Consider the following 20,165-nt stretch of genomic DNA (forward strand, 5'->3'; position numbering starts at 1 on the left):
TCGGTGTGGCGGCTGCCGCCGGGCTGTTGGTCCTGGCGATGGGGTCCTGGGGCCCGCTTGCCAGCGAAGCCGTCGCCCAGGACGAGGTGTTCGCCACCCAGTCGCAGATCCGGGACCTCTCGCGGCGCCTGGACCGCATCGAGCGGACGCTGGATTCCAGCGCCATGCAGGAACTCCTGCGGGGTGCGGAAACCATGAACCGGGAGATGCGCGAGCTGCGGGGCGAAGTGGAGACGCTGCGCCACGAGCTGGAGCGCCTGAACGCCCGGCAGCGCGATCAATTCCGCAACCTGGACGAGCGTGTCGCCACGTTCGAGACCGGCGCGGCCGCGCCTGCGGATGCCGCTGCCCCGGCGGACGAGGTCATCGAGTTCGACCTGCCCGAGGCGGACGAGCAGGCGGCCTACCAGGAGGCCTTCGAGCAGTTGATGGCGGGTGACTACAACGCCGCGATGAGCGGTCTTGAGCGCTTCATCGAGACCTATCCCGACAGCGACTATTCCGCCAATGCCTGGTACTGGCTGGCCGAGGCCAAGTATGCCAGTGGCGACTTCGAGGCGGCCCTGGAGGATTTCGAGCATTTGCGCGAGCAGTACCCGGAGAGCGACAAGTCCGGGGATGCCCTGCTCAAGATCGGCTATGCGCATTACGAGCTGGGCAACGAAGACGAGGCCCGCGAGGCGTTGGAGGCGGTGCGCGCCGATTTCGGCGGCACGACCCTCGACCGCCTGGCGCGCGAGCGGTTGCGGCGGCTCGACGGGCAATGACCGAGATACCCGTGCGCGCAACGCGCGCACCGACCAGGGGCGATTCGGGAGGGGCGACCCAAGTCCGCATCACCGAGATGTTCGTTTCGCTGCAGGGCGAGGCGGCGGATTCCGGCTGGCCGACCGCGTTTGTGCGGCTGACCGGGTGCCCGCTGCGTTGCCGCTGGTGCGACAGTGCTTACGCCTTCGAGGGTGGCGAGGCGCGCGCGCTGGACTCGATTCTCGCATGGGTCGGCCAGACGGGTGTGCGCCATGTCTGTGTCACGGGTGGGGAGCCACTGGCCCAGCCCGGTTGTCGCGAGCTGCTGGCGCGGCTGTGTGATGACGGCTACCGGGTGTCGCTGGAAACCAGCGGCGCTCTCGACATTGGCGGGCTCGATGCGCGCGTTACGGTCGTGATGGACTGGAAGGCGCCGGGTTCCGGCGAGCAGGACCGCAACCTGGAAGCCAATATCGCCCATCTGGTGGCCGGCGATCAGTTGAAGTTCGTACTCGCCAACCGGGCGGACTTCGACTGGGCATGCGCCGAACTCGGCCGCCTGGATCTCGCGCCCGGGGTCGAGGTCCTGTTCTCGCCGGTATTCGGTGAGCTCGCCCCGCGCGAGCTGGCCGACTGGATCGTCGCCGAACGACTAGCCGTTCGGTTTCAGCTTCAGCTCCACAAGCTCCTGTGGGGCGACCAGCCGGGGCGTTAGGTAATGTCGCAACCGGAAAAGGCGGTGGTCCTGCTTTCGGGCGGGCTGGACTCGGCGACCTGCCTGGCAATGGCGCGGGCCGACGGGCTCGACTGCCATGCCCTGTCGATCGACTACGGCCAGCGCCACCGCACCGAGCTGGACGCGGCGCGGCGCGTGGCTGCCTCCCAGGGCGTGCAGGACCACCGCGTGGTCCGGGTCGATCTGACCGCGATCGGCGGCTCTGCGCTCACCGATGACGCGATCGCAGTGCCCACCGAGGCGAGCGAAGGCATCCCGGTTACCTATGTGCCGGCGCGCAACACGGTGTTTCTTTCCCTGGCGCTGGGGCTGGCCGAGACGCTTGATGCCCGGCTGCTCTATGTCGGTGCGAATGCGGTCGACTACTCCGGGTACCCGGATTGTCGTCCGGCCTTCATCGATGCCTTCCGTGATCTTGCGCAGGTTGCTACCCGTGCGGGGGTGGAGGGCGTACGCTGGGAGGTGCGTGCACCGTTGATGCACATGAGCAAGGCCGAGATCATCCGTGCCGGGGCGTCCCTGGGGATCGATTACGCCCAGACGGTAAGTTGCTATCAGGCCGACCCGGACGGGCGGGCCTGTGGGCGCTGCGACAGCTGCCGTATCCGTCGCGAAGGTTTTGCGGCCGCTGGTGTCCCCGACCCGACGCTCTACCGGGCAGGCTGACGGCGGACGGTTCGTCCTCGTCAGGTGGCCCCGGATCCGGAATGAAATCGGGGTCGATCTCGTCTTGCGTCCGATGTATGCTGCGCACCCCATGGGTGCAGGCGTGCCCGACAACCGATCAGTGAGAGGATACGTTGATGGAATTCTCCAGCTTTTCAGCCGCCGCAATGATGTTCCTGGGCGGCACGTTCGTCCTCGCCTTCATCATGGGTGCGGTCGCGAACAAGACCAACTTCTGCACCATGGGAGCCGTCTCCGACTGGGTGAACATGGGTGACACCGGGCGCATGCGCTCCTGGCTGCTGGCCATTGCCGTGGCGATGCTGGGCGTGGCGGCGCTCGAGTTCTTCGGGGTACTGAGCGCCGAGGGTTCCTTCCCTCCCTACCGCGGCGAGAACTTCAACTGGCTCGGGCACGTGCTGGGTGGCTTCCTGTTCGGCATCGGCATGACCTATGCGTCCGGCTGCGGTAACAAGACGCTGGTGCGCGTCGGCGGCGGCAACATCAAGTCGGTGATGGTGATGATCATCATCGGTGTGATCGCCTTCTGGCTGACCAGTCGCGCCACGGTCTTTGGCACCGGCCAGACGCTGTTCCAGCTGTTGTTTGGCTGGATGGACGCGGTGTCCATCCAGATGGAAGGTGGCCAGGATCTTGGCTCCATCATTGCCGGCGAGAATGCTCTGGGCGCCCGCCTGGTGATGGGCCTGGTGATCGGCGTGCTGCTGCTGGCCCTGATCTTCAAGGCCGCGGACTTCCGCAAGAGCTTCGACAACATCCTGGGTGGTCTGGTGATCGGCCTGGTCGTGATCGGGGCCTGGTGGCTGACCAGCAACATCCAGATCGACGACGGCATGGGTGGTGTGTACAGCGCCCAGGAATACATCCAGGAATGGGATTTCGTCGCCGATGACGACGATGGCGAACGTCCGGCGCTGTCCGGCCCCTGGGCCAACCAGTCGTTTACCTTTATCAACCCGATGGGCCAGAGCGTGGGCTACGTGTCCAGCGGCTTTGACCGTACCATGCTGTACTTCGGCGTGATGGCGCTGGCCGGCGTGATCCTGGGTTCGTTCTTCTGGGCCCTCATCTCGCGCAGCTTCCGTATCGAGTGGTTCTCGTCCTTCCGTGACTTCGTCAACCACTTTATCGGCGGCATCCTGATGGGTGTCGGCGGCATCCTGGCGCTGGGCTGCACCATCGGTCAGGCGGTCACCGGGATTTCCACGCTGGCGCTGGGTGGCTTCTTCACCTTTGCGTTCATCGTGTTCGGCTCCGCGCTGACCATGAAGATCCAGTACTACAAGATGGTCTATGAAGACGAGGCGACCTTCGGCAAGGCCCTGGTGACCTCGCTGGTGGACATGAAGCTGCTGCCGGGTGGCATGCGCAAGCTCGAGGCCATCTGATCGCCGGCCGCCGGGGGAGCCTTGCGTTTTCCCCGGCGGGCCGTAAACTACGCGGCGCGGTGATCCAGGTGCTGCCGCGTAATGACCAGGTCGGCGGGCCCCTGCGGGGGTGCCATGCGGGCCGCAGACATGGGTCGTTAGCTCAGTTGGTAGAGCAGTTGGCTTTTAACCAATTGGTCGTAGGTTCGAATCCTACACGACCCACCATTATTCCCGGCCGCGTGCGAGCGTGGCCGGCACAAGGGCCCGCCTACGCGGGCTTTTTGTGTTTATGGGGCGCGAACAGGCTAGAATGCGCGCCTTTGTCGAACCATTGAATACACACGCGAAAGTGGCGGAACTGGTAGACGCGCTGGGTTTAGGTCCCAGTGGGGTAAAACCCGTGAGAGTTCGAGTCTCTCCTTTCGCACCAATGTCCCGTGAACGCCCAGGCAGGCAGCCGGCGAGTGCTGCGGTCGGCAGGGATGACCGATTTTTGAACTATTGCGAGGCCCTTCATGCAAGTTTCCGTTGAAGCCACCGGCAACCTGGAACGCAAGATGACCATCCAGGTCCCCCCCGAGCGCGTCGAGACCGAAGTCGACAACCGTCTGAAATCGCTGGCCAAGCGCGTCCGGCTCGACGGCTTTCGCCCGGGCAAGGTCCCGCTGAAGGTCGTGCGCCAGCGTTACGGGGCCGGGGTCTATCAGGAGGTGCTGAGCGAGGTCCTCCAGGAGAGCTATCGCGAGGCCGTGCAGCAGGAAGGTCTGGAGCCTGCGGGGAACCCGAGCATCGAGCCGCAGAGTGTGGAAAGTGGGCAGCCGATCGAGTTCGTTGCAAGCTTTCAGGTCTTTCCCGAGGTCGAGGTGGCCGATTTCTCCGATGCCAAGATCGAGCGTCCGGTGGCCGAGATTGGCGACGAGGACATCGATCGCGTGATTGACTCCCTGCGCGAGCAGAACAAGGAGTGGGCCGATGTTAAGCGCAAGGCGAAGAAGGGCGATCGCATTACGCTGGACTTTGTGGGCAGCATTGATGGCGAGGAGTTCGAGGGTGGCAAGGCCGACGACTTCCAGGTCGAGGTGGGGGCCGGCCGTCTGATCGAGGACTTCGAGAAGCAGCTCAAGGGTGTGAAGACCGGCGAGGAGCCGACCATCGACGTCACCTTCCCCGACGACTACCCGGCCGAGAACCTGAAAGGCAAGACCGCGCAGTTCGCCCTGACCATCAAGAAGGTCGAGGGGCCCAAGCTGCCCGAGGTGGACGAAGAGTTCGCGAAGAAATTCGGCATCGAAGACGGCTCGGTCGAGAAACTTCGCGCCGACGTGCGGTCCAATATGGAGCGCGAGCTGAACCAGGCGCTGAAGGGCAAGGTCAAGAATCAGGTCATGGAGCTGATTATCGAGCGCCATGGCTTCGACCTGCCGGATGCCCTGGTGAAGTCCGAGATCAATCGTCTGCGCGAGGAGGCGGAGAAGCGCTTCGGTGGTGCCCAGCAGACACAGCCGCTCCCCGACAGCCTGTTCGAAGAAGAGGCCAAGCGTCGTGTACGCCTGGGTCTGGCCCTGCGGGCCATCATCGACCAGAAGGGGTTCGAGGTGGACGCAGAGCGGGTCGAGCGTGACCTGGAAGACATGGCGGCCACCTACGAGGACCCGGAAGAGGTCAAGCAGTACTACCGCTCCAATCCGCAGGCGAAGAGCAACCTGGAGTCGCTGGTGCTCGAGGACCAGGTGGTCGACTGGATCGTCGATCAGGCCAAGGTCACCGAGAAGAAGACCAGCTTCCAGGACGTGATGAATCCGAACAAGGAGTCGACTGAATGAGCCACGACATGGCCGGTCAGGGGGCGCAGCATGCCCAGGGGCTGAATCTGGTCCCGATGGTGGTCGAACAGACCGCTCGCGGCGAGCGCGCCTATGACATCTACTCCCGGTTGCTGAAGGACCGGGTCATCTTCTGTGTGGGTCCGGTCGAGGACTACATGGCCAACGTGATCGTGGCCCAGCTGCTGTTCCTCGAGTCGGAAAACCCGGACAAGGAGATCAGCCTGTACATCAATTCCCCGGGCGGGGCCGTGACCGCCGGCATGGCGATCTACGACACCATGCAGTTCATCAAGCCGCAGGTGAGCACCCTGTGCGTCGGCCAGGCGGCCAGCATGGGCGCGGTATTGCTGGCCGGTGGTGCCCCGGGCAAGCGCTACTCCCTGCCCCACTCGCGGGTCATGATCCACCAGCCGCTGGGTGGCTTCCAGGGGCAGGCGTCGGATATCGATATTCATGCCCGCGAGATCCTGAAAATCCGCGAGGAGCTCAACCGCGTACTCGCCCACCACACCGGGCAGACCGTCGAGCAGGTGGAGCAGGACACGGATCGTGACCGCTTCATGACCGCAGTGGAGGCCAAGGACTACGGTCTGGTGGACAACGTGCTCTCCAGCCGAGGCGCGCCTGCCGCCGGCGACAAGGATGCCGGCAAGAAGGACAAGTCCTGATTGCGACCAGGCCTGGGCGCGCAGGATATACCGGACTCGCGCCCGGTCCGTTTGCAACGCGGATGCAAACGGGGCATGTTCTGAGAAACCCTGACAGCGCAACCGAGGCATACGGATGAGCGACGAAAAGACCCCCTCCGCCGACGGCAAGCTTCTGTACTGCTCTTTCTGCGGGAAGAGTCAGCACGAAGTGCGCAAGTTGATCGCGGGGCCCTCCGTGTTTATCTGTGACGAGTGTGTCGAGCTTTGCAATGACATCATTCGCGAGGAGATGCAGGAGGCGGGGCATACCGAGCGCGATTCGCTGCCCAAGCCGCGCGAGATCCGCGAGATTCTCGACGACTACGTGATCGGTCAGACCTCCGCGAAAAAGATCCTCTCGGTCGCGGTGTACAACCACTACAAGCGCCTCGAGGCCCGGGCCGGCAAGGATGACGTCGAGTTGTCCAAGTCCAACATCATGCTGATCGGCCCGACCGGCTCCGGCAAGACGCTGCTGGCCGAGACGCTGGCGCGGGTGCTCAATGTCCCCTTCACCATCGCCGATGCGACCACGCTGACCGAGGCCGGTTACGTGGGCGAGGACGTCGAGAACATCATCCAGAAGCTGCTGCAGAAGTGCGACTACGATGTGGAGAAGGCCGAAAACGGCATCGTCTACATCGACGAGATCGACAAGGTCTCGCGCAAGTCGGACAACCCCTCGATCACCCGCGATGTCTCGGGCGAGGGCGTGCAACAGGCCCTGCTGAAGCTGATTGAGGGCACCACGGCCTCCGTGCCGCCGCAGGGCGGGCGCAAGCATCCGCAGCAGGAGTTCCTGCAGGTCGACACCCGCAACATCCTGTTCATTTGCGGCGGCGCGTTCTCGGGTCTGGAAAAGATCATCCAGCAGCGGGCGGAGAAGGGCGGCATCGGTTTCTCCGCCGAACTCAGCTCCAAGGACGAGAGCAAGAGTGGCGGCCAGTGGCTCAAGCAGCTGGAGGCCGATGACCTGGTGCGCTACGGCCTGATCCCCGAGTTCGTCGGTCGCCTGCCGGTGCAGGCGACGCTGGATGAACTGGACGAGGATGCGCTGATCACCATCCTGACCCAGCCGAAAAACGCGCTGGTCAAACAGTACGCCCGCCTGTTCGAGATGGAAGGCGTGGAGCTGGAGTTCCGGGACGATGCCTTGGCCGCGATCGCCCACAAGGCGATGGAGCGCAAGACCGGCGCCCGGGGCCTGCGTACCATCATGGAGAACATCCTGCTCGACACGATGTACGAGCTGCCCTCGATGGAGGGCGTCAGCAAGGTGGTGATCGACGAGGCCGTGATCCGCGGCGACGCCGAGCCCTACCTCATTTACGAGAACGCATCGTTCTCCAAGCAGGCCGCAGCGGATTCCTGAAGCCCCGCGGTCATGCACAGGGGGCGGGCATGGGGCTGGCCCCGGCTTGAAAAACGGTCAGGGCGCCCCCATCTCTCCCGTACATTCGTTTAGCCCTGAGGGGGCCACATGACCGACCAACACTCCTCCCAGAACGAGGTGGATTCCCCCGTGAAGCGCGTCGCGGTCCTGCCGCTGCGCGATGTCGTGGTGTATCCGCACATGGTCATCCCGCTGTTCGTGGGTCGCGAGAAGTCGATCCGCGCGCTGGATTCGGCCATGGCCCAGAACAAGCAGGTCCTGCTGGTTGCGCAGAAGAGCGCCGAGGTGGACGAGCCCGAGGCCGGGGATCTGCACGAGATCGGCACCCTCGGCAATATCCTGCAACTGCTGCGCTTGCCCGATGGCACCATCAAGGTGCTGGTCGAGGGCGCCCAGCGTGCGCGCGTGATGGACGTCTCCACGACCGGCGATGCGGAGAAGGAAGAGGACTACTTTACCGCCGATATCCGCATGATCGAGGAGGAATACGACACCGAGGAGAAGGAACTCGAGGTCCTCGGTCGCTCCGCGCTCAATCAGTTCGAGCAGTACATCAAGCTGAACAAGAAGGTCCCGCCGGAGATCCTGACCTCGCTGGCCGGGATCGACGACACCTCGCGTCTGGCCGACACCATTGCCGCACACATGTCGCTGAAGCTCGAGGAAAAGCAGCAGGTCCTCGAGATCGCCAACGTACGCGCGCGTCTGGAGCACCTGGTCGCCAAGATCGAAGGCGAGATGGACGTGCTGCAGATCGAGAAGAAGATCCGCGGTCGTGTGAAGCAGCAGATGGAGAAGTCCCAGCGCGAGTACTACCTGAATGAGCAGATGAAGGCCATTCAGAAGGAGCTGGGCGATCTCGAGGATGCGCCGAACGAACAGGAAGACCTGGCCGAGAAGATCGAGCAGGCCGGCATGCCGGCGGAGGCCAAGAAGAAGGCCACCGCCGAGCTGAACAAGCTGAAGATGATGTCGCCGATGTCGGCCGAGGCGACCGTCGTGCGCAGCTACATCGACTGGCTGGTCAATGTCCCGTGGAAGAAGAAGACCCGGGTCAGCAAGGACCTTGCCCGTGCCGAGAAGATCCTCAACGAGGACCACTACGGCCTGGAAGAGGTCAAGGAGCGCATCCTTGAATACCTCGCCGTGCAGTCGCGCGTGCGCAAGCTGAAGGGCCCGATCCTGTGCCTGGTCGGCCCCCCGGGGGTCGGCAAGACCTCGCTGGGGCAGTCCATCGCGCGCGCCACCAACCGCAAGTTCTCGCGGATGGCCCTTGGTGGTGTCCGAGACGAAGCCGAGATCCGCGGTCACCGCCGGACCTATATCGGCTCCCTCCCGGGCAAGATCGTCCAGAACCTGTCCAAGGTCGGGGTGCGCAACCCGCTGTTTTTGCTCGACGAGATCGACAAGATGGCGATGGACTTCCGCGGTGATCCAGCCTCGGCGATGCTCGAGGTCCTGGACCCGGAGCAGAACCATACCTTCAGCGACCACTATCTGGAGGTCGATTACGACCTGTCCGATGTGATGTTCGTGGCCACGGCCAATTCGATGAACATCCCCGGGCCGTTGCTGGATCGTATGGAGGTCATCCGTCTGTCCGGCTACACCGAAGACGAGAAGGTCAATATTGCCCATACCTATCTGGTGCCGAAGCAGATCAAGACTAACGGCCTGAAACCCGACGAGATCAATATCTCGGACGCTGCTGTGCGCGACATCGTGCGCTACTACACCCGCGAGGCGGGTGTGCGCGCCCTGGAGCGCGAGATCGCCAAGATCTGCCGCAAGGTGGTCAAGCAGCGGCTTCTGGCCAAGGGCAAGGAGCGTGACCGCACCACGTCGGTCACGCCGAAGACCCTGGACAAGTACCTGGGTGTGCGGCGCTTCCGCTTCGGCCTGGCCGAGGAGAACGATCAGATCGGCCAGGTCACCGGCCTGGCGTGGACCGAGGTGGGCGGCGAACTGCTGACCATCGAGGCGACGGTCGTCCCGGGCAAGGGCAAGACCCAGCAGACCGGCAAACTCGGCGACGTGATGCAGGAGTCGATCCATGCCGCGCTGACCGTCGTGCGGTCGCGTGCCGAGTCCCTGGGGGTCGAGGAGAACTTCCACGAGAAGAAGGACCTGCACATCCACGTCCCCGAGGGTGCCACGCCCAAGGATGGCCCCTCGGCCGGTATCGCGATGTGTACGGCCATCGTCTCGGCGCTGACCGGCATCCCGGTGCGTGCAGACGTGGCGATGACCGGCGAGATTACCCTGCGGGGTCAGGTGCTGCCGATCGGCGGGCTCAAGGAGAAGCTGCTCGCGGCCCATCGCGGCGGGATTCGCACGGTGCTGATCCCCGAGGAGAACGAAAAGGACCTGGTGGACATCCCGAAGAACATCAAGAACAAGCTCGATATCCGTCCGGTACGCTGGATCGACGAGGTGTTCGAGGTGGCGCTGACGCACCTGCCGGAGGCCAAGGGCGGCGATACGCCGGCCAAAGTCGAGGAGGCCGTGAAGCCGGCCAAGGAATCGGGTCGGCGTCGGGTCCGCCACCACTAAGCGACGGATTTGTAATCATAACCGCGGCTCCGGCCGCGGTTTTTTTGCGCCATGGCGCACAGCGATCCGCGGCCGGGTGTGTAACGCTTGTTTGACACTTTTTCGAGCCCCCTGATATAACCCCAATCGCATTATTTGATTCCCGGCTGGGCAAGCCCGCGACAGGATGGAGAACACTCCCCGCGCTGGTGTAAGCTTGGCCTTCATCGGGCCACAAGCCTGAGTCACCACTGAGATAAGGAAGCGCTTCATGAACAAATCCGAACTGATCGACGCGATCGCCGCAGAAGCCGATGTCCCGAAGGCCCAGGCCGGCCGTATGCTGGACGCCATGGTGACCGTGGTGGGCGATACTCTGGCCAAGGGTGACCAGGTCTCCCTGGTGGGCTTTGGCACCTTCCTCGTCCGCGAGCGCGAAGCCCGCACCGGCCGTAACCCGCGTACCGGCCAGTCCATCCAGATCGCCGCCTCCAAAACGCCTTCGTTCAAGGCTGGTAAAGCGCTCAAGGATCGCGTAAACTAGCGCGCTTTATCGGGTGCTTAGCTCAGTTGGTAGAGCGTCGCCCTTACAAGGCGAATGTCGGCGGTTCGAACCCGTCAGCACCCACCATGCAGCCTGATCTGGCTGCATGAAGAAAATTTGGAGCGGTAGTTCAGTTGGTTAGAATACCGGCCTGTCACGCCGGGGGTCGCGGGTTCGAGTCCCGTCCGCTCCGCCATATCTGAGAAAGGCGCCTTCGGGCGCCTTTTTCTTTGCTTGTCGTACAGCCCAGGCCGGCCCCCATTCCCGAGAAGCGACTCGTTGCCGTTTGGTGCGCAGGAAAGAGGGGCTGCCGCGGCGCATGCGGCCCAGCTTGAGCCCGGTACGCGGTCGGCTGCTGTTGCTGCGAGCGCACCTTGGGGGCGCGCGAGAGGGAGCCGTAGCGCTCAGGTGTCGCTTGGGCGAGTTTCGTCGATGGGCGCTTGGGGATCGATCAGTGTGCCCGGGCCGTTCTCGCTCTCAGGGGAAGGGTCGGATTCCGGCGCGTAGGCCTCGCCCTCGAGGCTCTTGCGCATCGCCTCCTCGGCCTCCTGGTTGAGGACAATGATCGAGATACGGCGATTGATGGCCGCTTCCGGGTCATCGCGGGTGAACGGCACGCTGTCGGCCAGGCCCACGACTCGGGCCACCTGGCCCGACTCGGCACCACCTGCAATGAGGGCGCGGCGTGCGGCATTGGCGCGGTCGGCCGAGAGCTCCCAGTTGGAATAGTCCGGCCGCAGCAACGGGCGGGCATCGGTGTGGCCGGTGATCGAGATGCGATTGGGCACCTTGTTGATCAGGCTCGCGAGCTCGCGCAGGATCGCGTCAGCGTGCGGCAGGGGGGTGGAGCTGGCGGTGTCGAACATCGGACGATTCTCGCGATCAATGATCTGGATGCGCAGCCCCTCCGGGGTAATGTCCAGCAGCAACTGGTCCTTGTAGGGCTCCAGCGCCTGGCTCTGCTCCAGGGCCTCTTCCAGCGCCTCCTGAAGGACCTCCAGGGCTTCGCGGTCGCGTGCTTCGGCCAGCTCGTCCAACGCCTCGTCATCCAGCCCCATGGGCGCCCCCATGGCCTCGGGGTCTTGGATGAGTTCGGGCATGCCCTCGAAGTCGATCAGCGATGGATCGACCCCGGTCCCGTCACCCGGTGCCTGGCCGGGGGCGGCGGCCTCGCCGACGAATGCGGAGGGGTTCTGGAAGTACTCGGAGATGCCGGCACGCTGTTCGTCGTCCAGGGCCGCCAGCAGCCACAGCAGCAGGAAGAAGGCCATCATCGCGATCGCGAAGTCGGCGAACGCGACCTTCCACGAACCGCCGTGATGGCCGCCCTGGACCACCTTCTTTCTGACGATGATCGGCTGGGTCTTGTCCTCGACGCCCATGAATGCGGTCCGGACGGCCTCAGGCCGCCTTCACGTGTGCCTCGAGTTCGAGGAAGGTCGGGCGCATCGGGCCTTCCATGGTCTTGCGGCCGAACTCCACCGCGACTTGCGGGCTGTAGCCCTGGACATTGGCGAGAATGCAGGCCTTGATGCACTGCAGGAACTTGCCCTCTTCCTGCGCGCGGGCCTCTAGCGCGGCCGAGGTGGGGCCGACAAAACCGTAGGCCAGCAGGATCCCGAGGAAGGAGCCGACGAGGGCGGCCGCCACGTTCATGCCGATGACCTCGATGGGCCCCCCGATGGAGCCCATGGTGTTCACGATTCCCAGCACGGCGGCTACGATGCCGAAGCCGGGCAGGGCGTCGGCCACGCGATACACCGCGTGGGAGGGCTTATGGGCCTCTTCGTGATGGGTTTCCAGGTCCAGGTCCATCAGGGCGTCGAGTTCGTGCGGGTTCATGCTGCCGGAGATGATCAGGCGCATGTAGTCGGTGATGAACTCCATCGCGTGGTGATCGGCCAGGACGCGTGGATGAGCCTGGAAGAGTTCGCTATTCTCGGGCTCTTCGATGTCGTTTTCCACGCCCATCAGCCCTTCCTTGCGGGCCTTGGTGAAGAGCTTGTACATCAGGGCCAGCAGGTCGAGGTAATCTTCGCGCTTGTACTTGCTGCCCTGCAGCAGCTTGGGGAGCGACTTGAAGACAGTCAGCACGACCCGTGGCGGGTTGGCGATGAGGAACGAGCCCAGTGCCGCTCCCCCGATGATGATGTACTCGTAGGGTTGCCAGATGACGAGGAGGTCGCCCCCGTGCGCGGCAAACCCCCCGAACACCGCGAACAGGACGACCAGGAAACCAAGGATGTACTTCACGAAACGGGAACCCCGTGCTTGTCGATGGGGCGAAGGTGACGCCGGTCACGCTTTCGCAGTTGATATAGTGACGGCCACAACGATAACGACTCCCCCGCGCGAGGTACAGCATGGCCCAGGATGAGGGCGCGCCCTACCGCGACCAGGCACGACGCCTGGCTGAGCTCGACTGGCCAATTCTGGAAGCGAGCGCTGCGGCCTTTTCGCAGCCCGATGCGCTGGTGCAGCATTCCCTGCGGGAACTGGGTCAGTGGGCAGAGCGGGATCCCGGCCTGGTACTGCGCCTGGTACTGCGTGCGAACGGTTCGCGCCGAGGTTTGCGCCAGGAGGTGCACTCGGTTCCCGATGCCATCGCCATGCTTGGCCTGCAGAACGTGTGTGATGAAGTTCGGGCGGCCCCGCCGGTCGGCGAGGTCGTGCGTGAAACGCAACACTATCGGCACGTAGCGGCCCAGTCGCGGCTGGCGGCGATGATCGCGGCCGACGTCGCCCGGCGACGACGTGATTCCGAGCCGGCGGAAGTCAGTCTGGCTGCGTCGCTGAACCAGTTGGGCCTGCTCGGTCTCCTGGTTGCCGGCGAACCACGCCTGGAGCGGCTACTCGCCATGCTGGAACTCAACGCCCTTCCCGATGAGGCCAGTTATACCGCGCTGGGCTACGCAACCGACGATCTGTCGCGCGCGATGACCGAGGCGATGGTGTTGCCCGAACTGGTGGTGGGCACGCAGCGCGCGGTCAACGCCGCGCATCCACGTGCCTTCGAGGTCATGGTCGCGAGTGCTGTGGCCTGGCAGATCATGCGCGGCATGGATACGGTTCGGGGCGACCGGGATATGCGCCTGCTGGCCGGCCTGACGGGAGTCAACGAGAAGGTGGTCGCGGACCGGTTGTCGGAGATCATCGAGCGTTTCAATGAAGACATCGATGTATACCGCATCGAGCCCCTGGACCCCGCGACACCCGGGGCCGTCTGGCTGGGGGCACGCCACCGGACGCGGCTGGCGTTGTGCCCGCGTGCCGATATCCTGGAAGACGGGCTCGCCCGGTTGCGGCAGGGTGACGACCGTGTCGCGCGGCTACGACGGATGCTGCGTGTGATGCAGTTCGGGCTCGGGCTGAATCGCGTGGTGTTCGCGCGCCTCGCGCGCGACGGCGAATCGCTTCGGGCCGAGCACTTGGTCGGCACGTTGCACGAGCCGGAGTTCAGTCATTTCGTGATCCAGCGCTCCGCTTTGGGGGCTCTGGAGGCCGTGCTGGAGCGTGACACGCCGACCTGGTGGGGCCGTCACTACCCCAGTGTGGCGCTGCCAGAGGCGATCCAGGCCCTGACCGGAGGAGTCGATGGCTTCTACGCGCCGGTGCGTGAACGGGGCGAGGTGATCGGCATGGTTTACGCCGATCGACGCAGCCGCCAGCACGGCCTCGATGACCGCGCCTTCAAGGGCTTCTGCCGCGTGGTGCAGGCCATCTCAGGCACTGGCTAGACCGTTCCATGCGGAGGCGGCCCGGCCTCAAGCCCTGGCGCCGGTGGCCGTTATATCGTGAACAGCATATATGCAGGACCGCGTCATGGCGCGGCCACCCGTCCGTCCCATCGGCTCCACCTCCACCCTGTAACAAGAGGACATCGTCCGCTATGCGCAAGAACCTTCCTGTTACGCAGACGGAGTATTCCCTGGAGGCCCACGGAGACCTCATCTCGGCCACCGACGAGAAAGGGCGCATCCGGTATGCCAACGACGACTTCGTCCGGGTCAGCGGTTTCGACTGCGATGAGCTGGAAGGGACGGCCCACAACATCGTGCGCCATCCGGACATGCCGGAAGCCGCCTACGCGAACATGTGGGACACCCTGAAGGCCGACCGGGCCTGGATGGGTATCGTCAAGAACCGGCGCAAGAATGGCGACCACTACTGGGTGGATGCCTTCGTGACCCCCGCCTACGAGGACGGCCGCAAGACCGGCTACGAGTCGGTGCGCGCGATCCCCGAGCACGAGCATGTCGCCCGTGCGGAGAAGGTCTATGCCGCGATCAACCGGGGTCGCAGCTTTGCTCGGCGCTGGTATCACGGCCTCACCTGCCGCCTCGCGGGGACGTGGCTTGTGGGTGTCCTGCTGGCGCTGGGGGTAGTGTTTCTGGTGTCTTCGCCGCTGGTCCAGGCGGGGCTTTTGCTGCTGATTTTCGCAGCTGGTGGAATTGCGTCTCTGGCGCTGACCTCCGGCATCCGGAAGGCCGTGAATCGGGCCCGCGAGCAGTTCGACAACCCGGTGATGGAGGCGATCTACACAGGACGTCGTGACGACAGCGCCTCGCTGGAACTGGTCCAGCACTTCAACGAGGCGAAGCTGCGCACGGTGCTCGGCCGCATCGAGGACAAGGCAGATGCCGTGGCCGGTGACGCACAGACAATGGCGAGCAGTGTCGAGCAGACGGCCTTGGGCGTGGAACGCCAGCAAAACGAGATCGATCAGGTCGCCACGGCGATGAACGAGATGACCTCGACCATCCAGGAGATGGCGAGCAATTCGTCGCGCGCGGCCGAGGCCGCCAACAACGCCGAGAACGAGACCGGTGCTGGCCAGGAGGTGGTGAACGACACGGTGTCCGTGATCAACCGCATGGCGGCCGAGGTCGAGTCCACCGCCGAGAAGCTGGGCAAGCTGGAGGCGAGCACCGAGGAGATCGACAAGATCCTGGGTGTGATCCGCGAGATTGCCGAACAGACCAATCTGCTGGCGCTGAACGCCGCGATCGAGGCGGCCCGCGCGGGCGAACACGGCCGCGGCTTTGCGGTGGTGGCCGACGAGGTGCGCTCGCTGTCGCAGCGTACGGACGAATCCACCGTGACCATCCGCAATATGATCGAGAGCCTGCAAAACGGTGCGCGCGAGGCGATGTCCGCGATGCGCGCCAGTCAGGAGCAGGCCGCCGATGGCGTGGAAAAGGCCCGGGCGGCAGGCGATTCGCTGTCCACCATCCGTCAGGCCGTCGCCCAGATCACCGAGATGAACACCCAGATCGCCACGGCGGTGGAGGAACAAAGCGCGGTCTCCGAGGAGATCAACCGCAACGTGACGTCCATCCGCGATGTCGCCAGTGAAACCGGTTCGGTCTCGGTGCACGCCCGTGACGCCAGCGCGCGCATGCAGACCGAGGCCGCGGAACTCAAGGCATTGATCCAGCGTTTCGAGCAGCGGTAGACTCCCCGCGGTTTGCCCGGCGCGCGGGCTCCGGAGGGGCGCGACAGCGCACCATAATACGCAGCGGAAAGACTTGTACGACCGCTCGGCCAGGGATCGGTATCGGGTGACACAAGCAGGATCGAGCCAGCGAATTCTATGAACACGAGTTCCTTGCAGCCTCGGGTGATGGGCCTTTTCTTCACGCTGGGGTGTGTGTCGGGTGCCGCGCAGGGGGTGGAGGCCGAATACAACCTTGGCGTGTTTACCGACTACATCGACGACGGTGCCTCCAAGTCCGACAACGATCCGATCGTGCAGGGTGGCTTCGAGCTGGGCTTCCCCACCGGCGTGTTCACCGGTGTGCAGGCCTCCAGTCTCGGCAGCGGCCGTGGCAGCGAGATTGTGCCGTTTGTCGGCTACGGCTTCGATGCCGGGCCGGTCGGGGTCGAGTTTGGTTACGAGCACTTCCACTACACCGATCTCGACGAGCGCTACGAGGGCGAGACCTTTGTGGTGGTGGACTGGGGACCGGTGTACGCAGGAGCGAATTACCTGGCCCATGCCCATGATCGTGACGCCCGGGGCAGCCGGGAATTCTTCGCGGGTACTGCATTCGAGGTGGCCCCGCGTACCGACGTGTTCGCCGAGGTGGGCCACGACCGTCCCGCCGATGACGACAACGCGGCATTCTGGGAACTGGGTGCGGCGCACGCGACGGACTTTGGCACCTTCTCGCTGACCTACGCCTCGCGTGACGAGAGTGGTGCGCAGCACCTGCTGGTCGGCGGCTACAGCGTCCACTTCTGACGCTCGCGTTGGGGATGGGCTACGCGGTCATCTCGGGCACCGCGCGGCGGTGATTCGGGATCTTGCGGCCGAGGTGAAACGCCGGGGATCCCGGCCCTTCGCTTCGCTGCGGCCGGGATGGCGCCGTACGGGGGATGCGTCAGGCGGTCTGTCCGTAGCGGCGTTCGATGTAGGCCTCGACGCGGGCCTGGAATTCTTCGGCGATGCGCTCGCCCTTGAGCGTCACGGTCTTCTCGCCGTCCTCGTAGACCGGGGCCACCGGCTGTTCGCCGGTGCCGGGCAGGGAAATGCCGATGTTGGCGTGCTTGCTCTCGCCGGGGCCGTTGACCACGCAGCCCATCACGGCGACGGTCATCTCCTCCACGCCCGGGTACTGCTGCTTCCAGCTGGGCATCTGCTGGCGGATGTAGGACTGGATGTCCTGCGCCAGGTGCTGGAAGTACTCGCTGGAGGTGCGTCCGCAGCCGGGGCAGGCGACCACCGACGGCAGGAAGCTGCGCAGCCCCATGCTCTGCAGGATCTCCTGTGCGACCAGGACCTCCTTGGTACGGTCGCCGCCGGGTTCCGGGGTCAGCGAGATGCGGATGGTGTCGCCGATGCCCTGCTGCAGCAACACGGCCAGCGCGGCGGTGGAGGCGACGATGCCCTTCGCGCCCATGCCGGCCTCGGTCAGGCCGAGGTGCAGCGGGTAGTCGCAGCGCGCGGCCAGGTCCTGGTAGACGCTGATCAGCGGTTGCACACCACTGACCTTGGCCGAGAGGATGATGCGGTCGTGGGCCAGACCAATGCGTTCGGCCTCGGCCGCGCTCTCCAGTGCCGAGGCGATCAGCGCCTCCTGCATGACCACCTCGGGCGCGGCCGGGTCGGCGCGCTGGCTGTTGTCGTCCATCATGCGCGCGAGCAGGGCCTGATCCAGGCTGCCCCAGTTCACGCCGATGCGCACCGGCTTGTCGTAGCGGATCGCGGTCTCGATCATTGCGGCGTACTGGGCGTCGCGCTTCGAGCCGCGGCCAACATTCCCGGGATTGATGCGCAGCTTGGCCAGTGCCTCGGCGCACTCCGGGTACTTGGTCAGCAGCCTGTGCCCGTTGAAGTGGAAGTCCCCGACCAGCGGCACCTCCAGTCCCATGGCCTCCAGCCGTTCGCGGATCTCCGGCACCGCCTTTGCTGCGTCCTCGGAGTTCACCGTGATGCGCACGACCTCGGAGCCGGCGCGCGCCAGCTCCGCCACCTGCACGGCGGTGCGCAGGGCATCGGCGGTGTCGGTGTTGGTCATCGACTGCACCATCACCGGGTGATCGCCACCGACGGTGACAGGGCCGATGCGAACGGGGACGGTCTTGCGGCGGGCGGGGGTCGTGTTCATGTCGAGGCTGCGGGCGCGTCAATTCGGTGCGCCGAGTGTAACGCAGGCCCCGCCCCCTGCCGAGACGCCGCAGGCACGCAGGGGTTGCCGCGGTTCACGGATTCAGGGCCGCCTTCCACGGCTGAAAGGTCCGGTCGATCGCCTCACGGCTGGCCGCGTGGCGTGCCTCGACATGCTCGGCGATGGCCTGCTGCCAGGTCAGTCGGATCTCGGCGTGCAGGGCGTTAAGGGCCTCGTGCAGGGCGGCCTCGAGGTCCTCGCGGTGGCGCGCCTCGTCGATCCGCAGCAGTATCCAGTCGGTCCCAACCCAGGCCGCGCCGGCGGCCGCGAGGCCGCAGCCGAGCGAGACCGGGCCGCTCCAGGCACAGACCCCCGCGCCCAGGGCCCCTGCGCGCCCGGCCCGGGTCAAAGCCGCGCCGCCACTGCGCGCCGCCTGCGCCGCCAGCCGGGCCTGTACCGCACGGGCAATCAGCGGGGTCGCCAGTCCCGTCCCGGCGGCGGCCGTGGCCGCCAGGCCCGCGCGTTGTTCCAGCCGCGCGAGATCCGCATCCATCGCGCCGGCCAGCTGCTGGGCGCGCTCGATGCGCGCATGCTGTTCGATTGGGGACTGGAGGGCCGCCGGCGTGGCGGGTACGCGGGCGTCGGCCATCTCGCGCGTCAGGGCGATGCGCCAGGCATCCCGGACCTTGCGCTGATCCTCGTCCAGACCCCATTGCGCCCGTTCGGCCAGCGCCTGCAGGGGGGCGTCCCACAGCTCATCCGGCAGGAGCCGGTCGCGCAGGGCCCGTGTGGCCGCGTCGTCTTCCGCGGTGCCCAGCCACTGGGCACCGCGGAGCAACAGGCGCTGATACTCGGCACCCAGCGAGAAGTACCAGTCCGCGACCTCGGGCACGCGGTCATGCAGGGTCTGGAAGTGCTGGTCCAGTTCGTGATCGATCCGGGTCTGCCACTGGCTGCGGACCTGCTCGTCACCGGCCTCCAGCCACTCCAGCGAAAAGCGCTCCAGGCGGCTCAGCCGGTCGCGGTCGAGCCGATAGCGCTCGCCCTCGAACTCGAGTTCGACATGCGCCTGGTCATCCCATTGGCGCGGTTCGTGGCGATCGACCTGGGCCAGGAACGCGGCCGCCGCAAGGGCGGTCAGCGCGAACCAGACCAGGGTCCGCAGGAGTCTACGGTTGCGCGGGGTCATCGCCGGGATCGCGGGGCGGGAACAGCCCGTTGGCCAGCAGCAGGAAGCCGGCGGCCAGGAATGCCTGTTCGATCAATAGCAGCGACCAGGCCACCAGCACCGGCAGGGGCTGGGCACCGGGCGGCAGCCACTGCTGGCCAAGCCACAGGCGCAGCCCGTCCTGGGCCGCGGCCAGCTGCAGCCCGATCTCCAGCACGGCGCTGCGGGCGCCCTCGTGCTCCACCATGAACCAGATCACCTGTTCCAGCGAGGTCCCGGACAGATCCGGATACCAGCCGCGCAGGGCGAGCACCAGCAGGGCCAGCGTCAGCCCGCCGCCGGTGATCCACAAGGCGCCGCGCCGGGCCAGTTCCGGGGCCAGCCGCGGGTGCGCATGACCGGCGATCAGACGGGCAAAGACGGCCTCCAGCGCGACCAGTGCCAGCGCGCCCGCGACCAGGACCGCCCACACCGCCGGGGTCTGGATGCGGGCCAGCGCCAGCACCAGCAGCCCGCCCAGCAGGGCCCCCACGATCAGGTGACGCAATGCCATCAGCGGGCCACCGCGCAGGCGTTCGCTCCACGGACTGGCCGCATCCAGATAGCCGCGCAGGAACGCCGCCCGGCGCAGACGGTGGCGGCGAAAGCCTCCATAGCCGATCAGCAGGGTCGCGCCGATCCACAGGGCCAGGATCACCGCCTCGGGCGCCACGCGCAGGTTCAGGTGAAGCAGCCACAGCCCCATCAGCAGGAGCACCAGCGTGAACAGCTGGCGGGCGGCAGTGGCCGGCGCCCGGGTGGGCACCGCGGCGGCGGGGGCAGTGGCGGACATGCGTGACTCCGCAAGGGATGTCTCCCGATGG

Annotated in this window: 17 protein-coding genes and 4 tRNA genes; 16 read left to right on the forward strand and 5 right to left on the reverse strand. The window is 65.6% G+C overall.

Going from position 1 to position 20,165, the window contains the following annotated elements; translation table 11 throughout:
• Positions 1-38: 38 nt before the first annotated feature.
• From ybgF to F813_RS0105485, 13 genes are all read left to right on the forward strand, one after another.
• The gene (ybgF, locus tag F813_RS0105425) at positions 39-767 is read left to right on the forward strand and encodes a tol-pal system protein YbgF (RefSeq protein ID WP_049772253.1); all 729 of its coding nucleotides are present in this window, start codon (positions 39-41) and stop codon (positions 765-767) included.
• Positions 764-1,462 carry a 7-carboxy-7-deazaguanine synthase QueE gene (gene queE, locus F813_RS0105430; protein WP_026148155.1) on the forward strand — a complete coding sequence of 233 codons (699 nt, stop codon included), beginning with the start codon at positions 764-766 and terminating at the stop codon, positions 1,460-1,462. Before ybgF ends, queE begins: the two co-directional genes overlap by 4 nt.
• A 3-nt stretch (positions 1,463-1,465) precedes the next feature.
• Complete coding sequence (queC, locus tag F813_RS0105435) at positions 1,466-2,149, forward strand: 7-cyano-7-deazaguanine synthase QueC (RefSeq protein WP_017925855.1); 684 nt, start codon at positions 1,466-1,468, stop codon at positions 2,147-2,149.
• Between the two features lie 137 nt (positions 2,150-2,286).
• Positions 2,287-3,558 carry a YeeE/YedE family protein gene (locus F813_RS0105440; protein ID WP_026148157.1) on the forward strand — a complete coding sequence of 424 codons (1,272 nt, stop codon included), beginning with the start codon at positions 2,287-2,289 and terminating at the stop codon, positions 3,556-3,558.
• 131 nt (positions 3,559-3,689) lie between these two features.
• Positions 3,690-3,765, forward strand: a tRNA-Lys gene (locus tag F813_RS0105445).
• Positions 3,766-3,883: 118 nt separating this feature from the next.
• Positions 3,884-3,970 (forward strand) — tRNA-Leu (locus F813_RS0105450).
• A gap of 85 nt (positions 3,971-4,055) precedes the next feature.
• Positions 4,056-5,363, forward strand: a complete 1,308-nt coding sequence (gene tig, locus F813_RS0105455; RefSeq protein WP_012981985.1) for a trigger factor — start codon at positions 4,056-4,058, stop codon at positions 5,361-5,363.
• Positions 5,360-6,034, forward strand: a complete 675-nt coding sequence (clpP, locus tag F813_RS0105460; protein WP_012981986.1) for an ATP-dependent Clp endopeptidase proteolytic subunit ClpP — start codon at positions 5,360-5,362, stop codon at positions 6,032-6,034. The genes tig and clpP overlap by 4 nt, the downstream gene beginning before the upstream one ends.
• Positions 6,035-6,149: 115 nt before the next feature.
• The gene (clpX, locus tag F813_RS0105465; RefSeq protein ID WP_012981987.1) at positions 6,150-7,427 is read left to right on the forward strand and encodes an ATP-dependent Clp protease ATP-binding subunit ClpX; all 1,278 of its coding nucleotides are present in this window, start codon (positions 6,150-6,152) and stop codon (positions 7,425-7,427) included.
• Positions 7,428-7,535: 108 nt separating this feature from the next.
• Positions 7,536-10,001 carry an endopeptidase La gene (gene lon, locus F813_RS0105470; protein ID WP_012981988.1) on the forward strand — a complete coding sequence of 822 codons (2,466 nt, stop codon included), beginning with the start codon at positions 7,536-7,538 and terminating at the stop codon, positions 9,999-10,001.
• Positions 10,002-10,251: 250 nt separating this feature from the next.
• Positions 10,252-10,524, forward strand: a complete 273-nt coding sequence (locus F813_RS0105475) for an HU family DNA-binding protein (RefSeq protein WP_012981989.1) — start codon at positions 10,252-10,254, stop codon at positions 10,522-10,524.
• 11 nt (positions 10,525-10,535) lie between these two features.
• A tRNA-Val gene (locus F813_RS0105480) sits at positions 10,536-10,611 on the forward strand.
• A 32-nt stretch (positions 10,612-10,643) separates the two neighbouring features.
• Positions 10,644-10,720 (forward strand) — tRNA-Asp (locus F813_RS0105485).
• A 208-nt stretch (positions 10,721-10,928) separates the two neighbouring features.
• Here the strand turns inward: F813_RS0105485 and motB are convergent.
• On the reverse strand, positions 10,929-11,906 hold the full coding sequence (gene motB, locus F813_RS0105490; RefSeq protein WP_017925857.1) for a flagellar motor protein MotB: 978 nt from the start codon (positions 11,904-11,906) through the stop codon (positions 10,929-10,931).
• A gap of 19 nt (positions 11,907-11,925) precedes the next feature.
• Entirely contained in the window at positions 11,926-12,777 is an 852-nt protein-coding gene (gene motA, locus F813_RS0105495) for a flagellar motor stator protein MotA (RefSeq protein ID WP_017925858.1), read from the reverse strand.
• A gap of 110 nt (positions 12,778-12,887) precedes the next feature.
• Between motA and F813_RS0105500 the strand changes: the two genes are divergently transcribed.
• From F813_RS0105500 to F813_RS0105510, 3 genes are all read left to right on the forward strand, one after another.
• Positions 12,888-14,261 (forward strand): HDOD domain-containing protein, encoded by a 1,374-nt coding sequence (locus F813_RS0105500; protein WP_012981992.1) that lies wholly within the window; start codon positions 12,888-12,890, stop codon positions 14,259-14,261.
• 152 nt (positions 14,262-14,413) lie between these two features.
• Positions 14,414-15,979 carry a PAS domain-containing methyl-accepting chemotaxis protein gene (locus F813_RS0105505; RefSeq protein WP_012981993.1) on the forward strand — a complete coding sequence of 522 codons (1,566 nt, stop codon included), beginning with the start codon at positions 14,414-14,416 and terminating at the stop codon, positions 15,977-15,979.
• A gap of 168 nt (positions 15,980-16,147) precedes the next feature.
• Positions 16,148-16,768: a TorF family putative porin gene (locus F813_RS0105510; RefSeq protein WP_017925859.1), complete on the forward strand. Its 621-nt coding sequence runs from the start codon at positions 16,148-16,150 to the stop codon at positions 16,766-16,768.
• Positions 16,769-16,907: 139 nt separating this feature from the next.
• Here F813_RS0105510 and ispG read toward each other — a convergent pair whose 3' ends face one another.
• From ispG to F813_RS0105525, 3 genes are all read right to left on the reverse strand, one after another.
• Positions 16,908-18,134: a flavodoxin-dependent (E)-4-hydroxy-3-methylbut-2-enyl-diphosphate synthase gene (gene ispG, locus F813_RS0105515; RefSeq protein ID WP_017925860.1), complete on the reverse strand. Its 1,227-nt coding sequence runs from the start codon at positions 18,132-18,134 to the stop codon at positions 16,908-16,910.
• A gap of 94 nt (positions 18,135-18,228) precedes the next feature.
• Positions 18,229-19,323: a hypothetical protein gene (locus F813_RS0105520; protein WP_017925861.1), complete on the reverse strand. Its 1,095-nt coding sequence runs from the start codon at positions 19,321-19,323 to the stop codon at positions 18,229-18,231.
• Positions 19,304-20,134 carry a hypothetical protein gene (locus F813_RS0105525; RefSeq protein WP_012981997.1) on the reverse strand — a complete coding sequence of 277 codons (831 nt, stop codon included), beginning with the start codon at positions 20,132-20,134 and terminating at the stop codon, positions 19,304-19,306. Before F813_RS0105525 ends, F813_RS0105520 begins: the two co-directional genes overlap by 20 nt.
• Between the last annotated feature and the right edge of the window lie 31 nt (positions 20,135-20,165).

Source organism: Thioalkalivibrio sp. HL-Eb18 (assembly GCF_000364985.1).
Classification (GTDB): domain Bacteria; phylum Pseudomonadota; class Gammaproteobacteria; order Ectothiorhodospirales; family Ectothiorhodospiraceae; genus Thioalkalivibrio.

What these genes read in the sequence shown, in the direction of transcription:
- ybgF (WP_049772253.1), top strand. Translation starts at nt 39, where the DNA reads ATGGGGTCCTGGGGCCCGCTTGCCAGCGAAGCCGTCGCCCAGGACGAG.
- queE (WP_026148155.1), top strand. Translation starts at nt 764, where the DNA reads ATGACCGAGATACCCGTGCGCGCAACGCGCGCACCGACCAGGGGCGAT.
- queC (WP_017925855.1), top strand. Translation starts at nt 1,466, where the DNA reads ATGTCGCAACCGGAAAAGGCGGTGGTCCTGCTTTCGGGCGGGCTGGAC.
- F813_RS0105440 (WP_026148157.1), top strand. Translation starts at nt 2,287, where the DNA reads ATGGAATTCTCCAGCTTTTCAGCCGCCGCAATGATGTTCCTGGGCGGC.
- tig (WP_012981985.1), top strand. Translation starts at nt 4,056, where the DNA reads ATGCAAGTTTCCGTTGAAGCCACCGGCAACCTGGAACGCAAGATGACC.
- clpP (WP_012981986.1), top strand. Translation starts at nt 5,360, where the DNA reads ATGAGCCACGACATGGCCGGTCAGGGGGCGCAGCATGCCCAGGGGCTG.
- clpX (WP_012981987.1), top strand. Translation starts at nt 6,150, where the DNA reads ATGAGCGACGAAAAGACCCCCTCCGCCGACGGCAAGCTTCTGTACTGC.
- lon (WP_012981988.1), top strand. Translation starts at nt 7,536, where the DNA reads ATGACCGACCAACACTCCTCCCAGAACGAGGTGGATTCCCCCGTGAAG.
- F813_RS0105475 (WP_012981989.1), top strand. Translation starts at nt 10,252, where the DNA reads ATGAACAAATCCGAACTGATCGACGCGATCGCCGCAGAAGCCGATGTC.
- motB (WP_017925857.1), bottom strand. Translation starts at nt 11,906, where the DNA reads ATGGGCGTCGAGGACAAGACCCAGCCGATCATCGTCAGAAAGAAGGTG.
- F813_RS0105500 (WP_012981992.1), top strand. Translation starts at nt 12,888, where the DNA reads ATGGCCCAGGATGAGGGCGCGCCCTACCGCGACCAGGCACGACGCCTG.
- F813_RS0105505 (WP_012981993.1), top strand. Translation starts at nt 14,414, where the DNA reads ATGCGCAAGAACCTTCCTGTTACGCAGACGGAGTATTCCCTGGAGGCC.
- F813_RS0105510 (WP_017925859.1), top strand. Translation starts at nt 16,148, where the DNA reads ATGGGCCTTTTCTTCACGCTGGGGTGTGTGTCGGGTGCCGCGCAGGGG.
- ispG (WP_017925860.1), bottom strand. Translation starts at nt 18,134, where the DNA reads ATGAACACGACCCCCGCCCGCCGCAAGACCGTCCCCGTTCGCATCGGC.
- F813_RS0105520 (WP_017925861.1), bottom strand. Translation starts at nt 19,323, where the DNA reads ATGACCCCGCGCAACCGTAGACTCCTGCGGACCCTGGTCTGGTTCGCG.
- F813_RS0105525 (WP_012981997.1), bottom strand. Translation starts at nt 20,134, where the DNA reads ATGTCCGCCACTGCCCCCGCCGCCGCGGTGCCCACCCGGGCGCCGGCC.